Raw genomic sequence first — 9,145 nt, forward strand, 5'->3', positions numbered from 1 at the left:
CCTGAGCAACACCATCATCCATGAAAACCGTCATTCTCGGTTGCGTGATTTTCGCGCTGGGTTGCGTCACTGGCACGCATAAGAGCCAGGCGGCCGAGTCAGCTCGAGTCGGCCAGCGTCCTTATGAAATGGAATGGGCGGGGCGGCATGAGGACCACGTGCCGCCGCTGGTGGACTTTGAAGACTTGAGCGGCTGGCAGGTGCATACGCAGCAGGCGGCCGCGGTCTTCATCCGCAGCCGCGAGCAACAGTTGTGGGGTCAATATGTAGGCCGCCTGACTTATCGCGCGACTGGAGAGCAACCCGAAATCAAACTCCAGCCCGCAAAACCCATTGCCATTTCGGGGCCTTTTGATGCTGTCACGCTTTGGTGTTATGGGAATAACTGGGCCTTTGCGCCCGATCCGCACACGCCGCCCGTCACCCTGACCGTGGTCTTTCGCAACCGGCAGCAACAGGAGGTGCGGGTGAGCCTGGGGAGCGTGCATTGGCGGGAATGGCATTTGATGCACCGGCGGTTGACCCCGGAGCAGGTGGCCGCGCTGAAATCCGGCGCCAGTTTCGAGGGGCTGCTGATCACGCAGGGACGCAACGCGCAGGAAAGGACTTTGTATTTCGACAACCTGGCCGTGTACACGGAAGCTTTTCCCCCTCTGACCTTTTCTCCCCGGCCGCGCCGCAATTTGGAATTGTTTCCGGGACAATCGCCCGGGGTGAATACAGGGCCCGGCACCCTGCCCTTTCCCACCCGCGCCGAGACCCTGCTGCCCCCCAACGTCACCAAATCCTTTCAAACGAGTGTCATGCAACAGGGCCGCGAATTCGTGTTGAGATACGCCGGCGCCGATGGGCGGTTGGAATACCGCCTCACGCCGCAGACGGGCACCTGGTCGGACTGGCGGGTCGTCTGGCAGCCTGCCGCCACGGGGCTGAAGGTGGAGTTTCGTCCCTGTGTGGAGGGCGGCGTGTATGTCAGAACCCAACAGGGGGAGCGTTTACCCCAAAAGCTGATTCACCGCGAAACCCGGCTCATGGATGACCGGGTGGAGTCCCTCTGGGAGGCGTATACAGACAACGGTCCGCAGATGCTGACTTACTGCTATCGCCTGTGGAATAAATCGCTGGTCATGGATGTGCTGGCACCGGGCGGGTGGGTGCGCGAAGTGCGCTGGGGCAAGGCCGAAGGATTAGATAACCCGCGACTAGTCACGAATCCATACTACCCGGCTGAAGGCAAACATCCGGCGGTGGTCGTTAGCGGCCCGGCGGAGCGCCCTCTCTTTTTGACCGGTCACGTGGATTGGTATCGGTCCAATGGCTCGATCTTGTGGGCCAACTCCTCCGCGAACAAACAAGGAGTCACCTACCACGCCGGCATCCGCTACCGGCCGCGGACCGATGGCAGACTGAACGATTGCTTCGAGCGTTTTTTTCTGACTGTCACCCCGCATTACGAGGAGACCCTGCCCGTGATCGCCAACCCCGCATCCCCTTGGAAACACATTACCGGCACCCGTCTTTGGTATGCTTATGGGGCGACAGACCGCCAACGGGATGCCGAATTTTGGCGCAATGTGCATCGTTGGGGCATGACGGATTTAATCATCACGGATCACGAAACCATGTGGCGGGATGGCGGCGAGAGTTTCACCTTCCGCACCCGGCCCGCCCCCGGCAAAGGCGGGGAAGCCGGACAATATGCGTATGCGCGCTTGATGCAGGACGAACTGGGATTTGTGTATGGGCCTTACAACAATTTCACCGATTTCTCGCCAGTGAATGAATACTGGCACGCGGACCTGGTGAGCCGCACCTCGGACAATCAATGGCAAACGGCGTGGCCGCGTTGTTATGCCCCCAAACCGGCGCGCGCGGTGGAGTTTTGCGAGCGGCTCAGCCCGCTCATTCAACGGCAGTTCAAGTTCAGCACGGCGTATTGCGATGTGCATACCGCCGTGGCGCCCTGGAGCCGCGTGGATTACGATGCGCGGGTGCCCGGCGCCGGGACGATGGCGTCCGTGTTTTATGCATACGGCGAAATCATGCTGCTGCAAAAGGCCGCCTGGCAGGGACCGGTGTATTCCGAGGGCGGCTTTCATGCCTTTTACATGGGTTTGACCGATGGCAATTACGCCCAGGACCAAGCCTATCGGCCGGCGGAGAATCCGTGGCTGGTGGATTTTGATCTGCGCCGGCTGCACGATTTGGGCTGCAACTTTGGAATGGGCAATACCGAGATGTTTTATCCCGGCCAAAAAAGGCCGCGTCCCGGCACACCGGAAATGGAGGCATGGTTGGATCGGTTCATGGCGGCCACGGTGGCCTTCGGCCACAGCGGCTTTTTGTGCTTTGATGACGGCCTGCGCTCGGCGTTGCGGAATTATTACCTGCTGCTGCCCCTGCATCGCCGCTACTGCCTGACCAATGTGGCAGAAATCCGGTATGTGGACGAACGCGGGCGCTTGTGGGACACCACCGCCGCCGTAGCCCGGGGGGTGTACCGCCGTTCGCAAGTGGCCCTCCGTTATGCCGATGGCACCTGCACCGTCGCCAATGGCAGCACGACTGAACGGATGCAGGCGCGGCTCTGGGGACGCGATGTGGACTTGCCACCCAACGGTTTCGGCGGCTGGACCGCAGATGGACAAGTGGAGATGTGGTCAACGGATTTCGGCGGTCATCGGCATGATTACGCCGTGGCCCCCACCCACATGTTCATTGATGGGCGCGGCCAGTTCCTCCGGCGTCCCCTGGCCGCAGGCAACGGGGCGGGCATCTGCCGCAAGCTACCAAATCAGAACTACGAAATACTGCTGTTTGAAGGCGCGGAATGTGGCTTTGCGCTGCCTCCCGTCGAGGCCGTCGCGCTGGACCAGCAGCGGCGTGAGCTGGGTCCGGCCGAAGTGCGCCTCGCACGTGGCCTGCGTTATGTTGTCCCCGTTCAAGGTGCCTTCAGTTACCTGCTTCGTCCTGCCAAGGCCGGGAAAAATGAAGTGGTCCTGACCTGCGAGCGGGAAAGGGTTGTGCCCGGTGAAGTGGTCACCGTCCGTGGCCGCAAAACCCATCAGGTGTCCATTCCCGCTGCGGCCCAGCCGGGCCAGCGGCTCTGGATTGAGCGCGAAGGTGGCTGGATTGATTTCACCGTGGTGCCGCTCGCCGGGGCGTCCGTCGTGGTAAAAGAACAAGCGCTGGAGGTGACATTCCAAAGTCATCTGGCCAAGGCGGCAGACTTTGAAGTGGAAGCGGCGCAGGCTCGAAAAACCGTGCGGCTGCAGCCCGGGCAAGCGGCCTGCGTCAACCTGGCCCTGCCCCTTCCCAGCCAAGAAGATGCACAATTCTTGGAGTTGAAATGGTCCGCCCAAGGTCTGACACAAAAACAAGAGTTGGGACTCGTCTGCCACTTGGAGCCCAAGTTATTGCAGCTCCTCAGCCAGCCCTCAGGTTCCGGGGTGGCGATGCGGGGACAGCCAGAGAAGGAAGATTTTGGCAGCACAGGCGCGCTGGTGGAAAAACGAGTTACCGCCTGCGGCGAAGTCACGCGACACGGTTGGTTTGTGCATCCCCCCTACCTCGGCGGGGTGGGCTACACGTGGCTGCGATTTGGCCCGCTGGCGATGCCGCAGCACCCCGAGGGTGTGGCGTTGCGGGCGTGGGTGGGCAAGGCCAACGGCAGTGATTTGGGCGATGGACTGGAATATCGGGTGGTGCTCGTGGACGACCAGGGCCGCCGCGTCGTTGCCGGTCGGAAAACAATAGGCCGCCATGAATGGCAGCGGTTGGAGGTGGACCTGACCCAATGGCAGGGCCGGCAGGTGGTGGTGCAGTTGGAAACTGATGTCGGGCCGAAGGACAATTCCAGTGGCGATTGGGGCTGCTGGGCGGAGGTGCACTTGGAGACCCTGCGGCCGGTCTGGTATTACTCCCTGGCCGCCGATCCTGCCCTGTGCCGCAAAGAACCTTCCCCACTGCCCCTTGCTGGGCTGTCGCTGGACAAGCTGCGCAGCGCCCGCCGCGGCTGGTTGCATTTCGAAGGCCGGGGAGTGGAGGGACCGGGCCCTTATGTAATGTATGGCCGGTTGAATGGTCGGCCCATTGGCGAGCTTCCCGGGGCCTACGCCCGCGAGGAAAAAGGCGCGTTTGGCCCCGCCCGGATGGAATTGCCGGCCTCTGTGCTCACCACGCTGGGCCGGCGCAACCGCCTGGCCATACAAAATCCAAACCACGATCATTTCGCCGTTCGCCGGTTTTGGTTGGAGGTGGAACTGGCTGACGGGCGACGCTGTGCCTCCAGCGTTGCCACCGCCACGTTCACCCAGCCGCCCGGCTGGCCCACCGCCGAAGGAATACTGGTGCCCTTCGAGCAGGAGATTACCGTGGACCTGTGGTTTGAAGTGGGGCCTTGATCAGGCCAGTTCCACCTGCCCGCTGATGACGCGGGCATAATAAGAATCCGGGCGCCGGCGCAACTCCTCCGGCGTGCCCCATTCTGTCACTTCACCGTTTTGCAGCACCAGGATGCGATCCACCTTCTGAATGGTGCTCAGGCGATGGGCAATCATGAGAGTGGTGCGTCCCCGCATCAACTCAAAGAGGCTCCTGACTACCAAGGCCTCGTTTTCGGCATCCAGGGCGCTGGTGGGCTCGTCCAGCAACAACAGGGGGGCATCCTTGAGAAAGGCGCGCGCCAGGTTAAGCCGCTGGCGTTCGCCGGTGCTCAACCGCGCCCCCCCATCGCCCACGGGCGTTTGATATTTCTGCGGCAGACTCACAATGAAATCGTGCGCGCCGGCGGCGCGGGCGGCGGCTTCAATTTCAGCCATCGTCGCCCCTGGCCGGCCATAGGCGATGTTATCGGCAATGGAACTGGGCAACAACACCGGCTCCTGCAACACCACTGCGATCAATGAGCGCAAATCACGCAATTTGATGCGGCGCAAGTCTTCGCCCTCCAGCCGCACGGCCCCCTCCTGTGGATCAAAAAAACGGGGGATTAAGTTCATCAACGTGGTCTTCCCTGCCCCGCTGGGGCCAATAATCGCCACCCGCTGACCCGGTTCCACGCCAAAGGAAACCTTTTTCAAAACCAGCTTGCCCGGCTCATATCCAAATGAAACCCCGTCAAACTCCAGACGGCCGCGCACTGCCAGAACATGGGGAGCTGCGGCAGCGGCAGTGCCGGCGCGGGCCGCCGGGCGGGCGTCAGGAGCGTCCTTCACTTCTTCCGGTGTATCGAGCAGCTCAAACACACGGCCCGCCGCGGCCCCCGCGGTGGAAAGGGTAACGCCAGCGTGGGAAAGCTGGTTGAGGGGATCATAAAGCTGGCCCAAATAGGCCAGAAAAACCCAGAGCTGGCCGATGGTCAGTTGCCCGGCCATCACTTGTGAGGCCCCCAGCCAGACGGTAAGCGCCACCCCGAGTCCAAAAGCCCCACTGATTCCCAGCCAGTACAACAACTCCCAGGCGTGCTGGCGCAGGCGGGTGCGCTGCGCCACTTCCGTCTGTGCCACGAAGGTCTCCTGCTCGCGGTCCTCCCGGGTGTAACTTTGCACCAGCGGCAAGGCCTGCAGATTCTGCTGCACCAGGGAGACCACGGCGCTATCTGCCTGCTGGGCGGCCGCTCCCTGCTCGTACATGCGCCGCCCCAACAGTCGAATGGCCAGCACCATCAACGGCGCCGTAACCAGCGCAACCAGAGTCAGGCGCCCGTTGATTTGCACCATGACCACAACCATAAAAACCAGCGAGAGGAGCGCCGAGACGGTGGTAATCAACCCCTGCTGGAACAAAGTCTGGAAGGCGTAGGTGTCCCAGGCGGCACGGTAGATCAAATCGCCCAACCGCTGCCGCTGATGAAAGCGCAGGGACAACCGTTGCAGACAGGCAAACACGGCGTTGCGCACCCGGCGCAACCCCCGCAGCCCCATGCTGATGGCCAGGTAGTTTTGGGCCGTGGACAAAAGACTGTGCACCAAATGTGCCGCCAGGACGGCGCCCACCAGCGTCAACAACACCGGAGACCAGGCCCCTCCATCACGCCAGCCTTCGGCCCCGGGCAGCCAAGCTGGCAAGGCCTTCTGGCCGAGCAACCCGTCCACAATCCACGCCACCGGCCACGGTTTAATGAGGTTGGCGCCAATGGTGGCGAGCATCAAACCGCAAACCCCAATGAATCGCGGCCAGTCGGGATGGAAATAGGCCAGCGCGCGCTTCCACACCTGAAACAGGGAGGGCGGAGGGTTGCTCATAAGGAGGTGGGAAGGGAGGGCGGCGCACAGCGGCGGGCCTCTGACTCCCGCGCCATCAAGGCCCAATAGCCGGCATGGCATTGCAGTGTCAGGGGGGAGCGCGCCAGCGTCCTGCCATCCAGGGAGATTGCTTCTATCACCCCCAGGGGGGACGTGGTGAGGAAGGCGCCCTCGGCCCGGTCAAGAACCTCTGGCCCGGCGAGCGTTTCCTGGATTTCCCACTGCCACCGGTGCGCCAATTCGAGGATGATCTGGCGGGTCACGCCGGGGAGCGCCCCTGTGCTCAAGGGAGGTGTATGCAACACGCCCTGCGCCCACCAAAAGAGGTTGCCAGCCGCAGCTTCCGCCAGGTGACCATCAGCGCTGAGCAACAACGCTTCATCCGCACCCTGCTCGCGGGCCTCCACACGTGCGGCCACCTGCCACAGTTTGTTGCAGGTTTTGAACCCGCTCAGGGCATGTGCGGGCGGCAATCTCAAGGAAGCCGTGTGCAACCGCCACGCCTGCGGCTGGCCCGGTGCCACCGGCTCCAAAGGATGCGTGCTGAGCACCATCACCGTCTCACTGCGAGCAGGGGGGGAATAACCGCGCGGCCCAAGACCGCGGGACACCTGCAGGCGCAACACCGCATGCCGGGCCAGGTTGGCCTCCAGCAATTGCGCCACCTGCCGCATCACCTCCTCCTGGGTCCAGGGCATGGCCATCCGCAAGATGCCCAGACCGCGCTGCAGACGCTCCCAATGCATCTCCCAACGGAACGGGCGGCCATTCCATACCACCATCGTCTCGAACAGCCCATCCCCATAGAGGAAGGACCGATCGAACACCGAAACGGTGGCTTGAGACTCGTGCACCAACCGGCCATTAAGCATTACAAAAGGCATGTCATCAACTCCCCGCCGCGCCCGGATGAAGCGCAGCCCCAGTTCATACCGCCAAGCCGCCGCCATAATCAAGCCTGTGCAAGGGAGGATTACACTCCAGGCCACGCATGCCCCGGCCGTTTTTCGGAGCAGCAATGCCGGCCCCAGCAAGGCGGAAGCATGGGCGGTTACCACCACCCGCTCAGTGCTGCAACGGTTACTCTGCGACCAGGCGGTAGAAACGCTGGGGTGCGGTGAGGTTGTCCTGCAGGGTCAGACTGGTGCCGGGGGCGTTGGTGGCGGGAGCCACGTCCGACCAGGTGGCATCGGTCAATCGTTGTTTATACTGCAGGCGGTAGGTGACGCCGGGCACAGTGGAAAAGGTCAGGCTCAACCGTCCGTTGGCCAGGGAAAGCCCGCTGGGGGGCAGTTGTGGCAGCGCGCCCACGGTGATTTGCATGGCGTTGGTGGCACTCATCGGCGGCGTGCCATCATCGGTAACCTTCACCACAATCTGGTGCGTCCCGACCTGCGCCGGAGCGGGTGTCCAAACCAATCGGTTTCCGTTGGTGAAAATCACCCCGGCAGGTGTGGGCGGCAACAGGCTGAAGGTCAGGTTTTGGGGAGGCTGATCTGCATCCGTGGCCAGCACCGTGACTTGCAAGGTCTGCCCCACCAACAGGCCGCGGTTGGGCAAAGGCGCGAGTTGTGGCGGGGTGTTGGCGGGCACCACCGAGGCCACATTAGCGGCGCGTGGTGTGGGCCGGGTCAGGGTGGTGATGAGCGCGCCGCCATCGGGATAACGGCCCAAGACCACATTGCCAGTCATATCGCCAAAGATGACTTCATCAATTACTGCGCCGTCCGGCCCATAGAGGCCGATGGCCTCGCCGCGGCGGCTCAGGGCAAAGTTCACGTGCAAATCCGGATCGTTGGTACTGTTCAGCTCGGGGCGATTATCAGCCCAGACCAGCAAATACCCCCGCGGCGGGATAAGGTAACCCGCTGGAATGCGGAACTGGAACTTGTTGCTGGGATTATCACTGAGGAATAAGCCCTGCAGGTTCACGATGTTGGTGGTGGGGTTATACAATTCAAACCAGTCTTCAAATCGCTGGTCAGGGGTGGGCACGATGGTGTTGTCCGCCATCCATTCGTTGATGCGCACCACCGGCAGGGCGAGATCGGTGTTGTTGGCCCAACCCGGGGTGGGATACATGAACTTCTGCCGATAAAACATCTGGCCGTTGGGGTAGTCCCCATAACTCTGACCCGGCGCCAGATTCGTGTAGTTCAGGTAATCCAACACCCCCAATTGCCCGTCCACCGGCATCACCAACGCCACCGACCCGCTGCCCCCCGTCAGCCGGAAGTTCGTGTGCAAATTCGTCCCCGCACTCTGCTCCACCTGCCCGTCACACCACACCACCCGATACTCCCCAGGCCCCAACACCGTCCCCGCCGGAAACGCCCACCGCCCCAAATTCGTGTACGTGTCCGTCAAATACCACCCCGTCAAATCCACCGCATTGCTCCCCCCATTGTACAACTCCACCCACGGCTCCCGCTCCCCATAATTGTCCACCACCCCACCCACATTCTCCGCCTGCACCTCGTTCACATACACCCCAGGCAGCTCCGGCAACGGCCGCTCCGTCGGATTCGCCGCCCCCGGCGACCGATACACCGCCCCCGCATTCACATTCACATTGCTCCGCACAAACGTCGTCACGTACACCTCCACGTTCGTCAGCGTCAAACTTGGCCAGTACCAGAAACTCACCGTGTACACCACCCCTGTCTTCAACACCACCGGCTGCCACAGCGTCGTCAACACCTGCTGCGCCCGCCCCGTCGAAACCAGCCGCAAACTGTACTGCCCCTCCCGTACCACGTCGCTCACCCGCGTCGAACCCTGCACCGCCGTCCCCAAATTCCATGTCCCCGCCAGCGGCGCCTCAAATCCCCCGTTCACCACATAATTGGTCCCCCCACCTACCACCCAGCCCTCCTCAATCCGGATGTCGTCCAAATACA

4 protein-coding genes are annotated in these 9,145 nt (G+C 62.3%); 1 reads left to right on the forward strand and 3 read right to left on the reverse strand.

The features are described 5' to 3' along the window. The first annotated feature begins 20 nt into the window (after positions 1 to 20). A complete protein-coding gene (locus tag N3J91_08115; protein MCX8156395.1) occupies positions 21 to 4,403 on the forward strand; it encodes a hypothetical protein in 4,383 nt (1,460 codons plus the stop codon). On the opposite strand, the gene N3J91_08120 is transcribed toward N3J91_08115, so the two are convergent. From N3J91_08120 to N3J91_08130, 3 genes are all read right to left on the reverse strand, one after another. After that, positions 4,404 to 6,245, reverse strand: coding sequence for an ABC transporter ATP-binding protein/permease (locus N3J91_08120; GenBank protein MCX8156396.1), 1,842 nt, complete (start codon positions 6,243 to 6,245; stop codon positions 4,404 to 4,406). It abuts the gene before it with no gap. Then, positions 6,242 to 7,195 carry an aminotransferase class IV gene (locus N3J91_08125; protein ID MCX8156397.1) on the reverse strand — a complete coding sequence of 318 codons (954 nt, stop codon included), beginning with the start codon at positions 7,193 to 7,195 and terminating at the stop codon, positions 6,242 to 6,244. The genes N3J91_08120 and N3J91_08125 overlap by 4 nt, the downstream gene beginning before the upstream one ends. Positions 7,196 to 7,325: 130 nt before the next feature. After that, positions 7,326 to 9,145, reverse strand: a 1,820-nt coding sequence (locus tag N3J91_08130) for a lamin tail domain-containing protein (GenBank protein MCX8156398.1), incomplete at its 5' end; no start/stop codon positions are given.

The organism is Verrucomicrobiia bacterium (assembly GCA_026414565.1).
Classification (GTDB): domain Bacteria; phylum Verrucomicrobiota; class Verrucomicrobiia; order Limisphaerales; family Fontisphaeraceae; genus Fontisphaera.

What these genes read in the sequence shown, in the direction of transcription:
- N3J91_08115 (MCX8156395.1), top strand. Translation starts at nt 21, where the DNA reads ATGAAAACCGTCATTCTCGGTTGCGTGATTTTCGCGCTGGGTTGCGTC.
- N3J91_08120 (MCX8156396.1), bottom strand. Translation starts at nt 6,245, where the DNA reads ATGAGCAACCCTCCGCCCTCCCTGTTTCAGGTGTGGAAGCGCGCGCTG.
- N3J91_08125 (MCX8156397.1), bottom strand. Translation starts at nt 7,195, where the DNA reads ATGGCGGCGGCTTGGCGGTATGAACTGGGGCTGCGCTTCATCCGGGCG.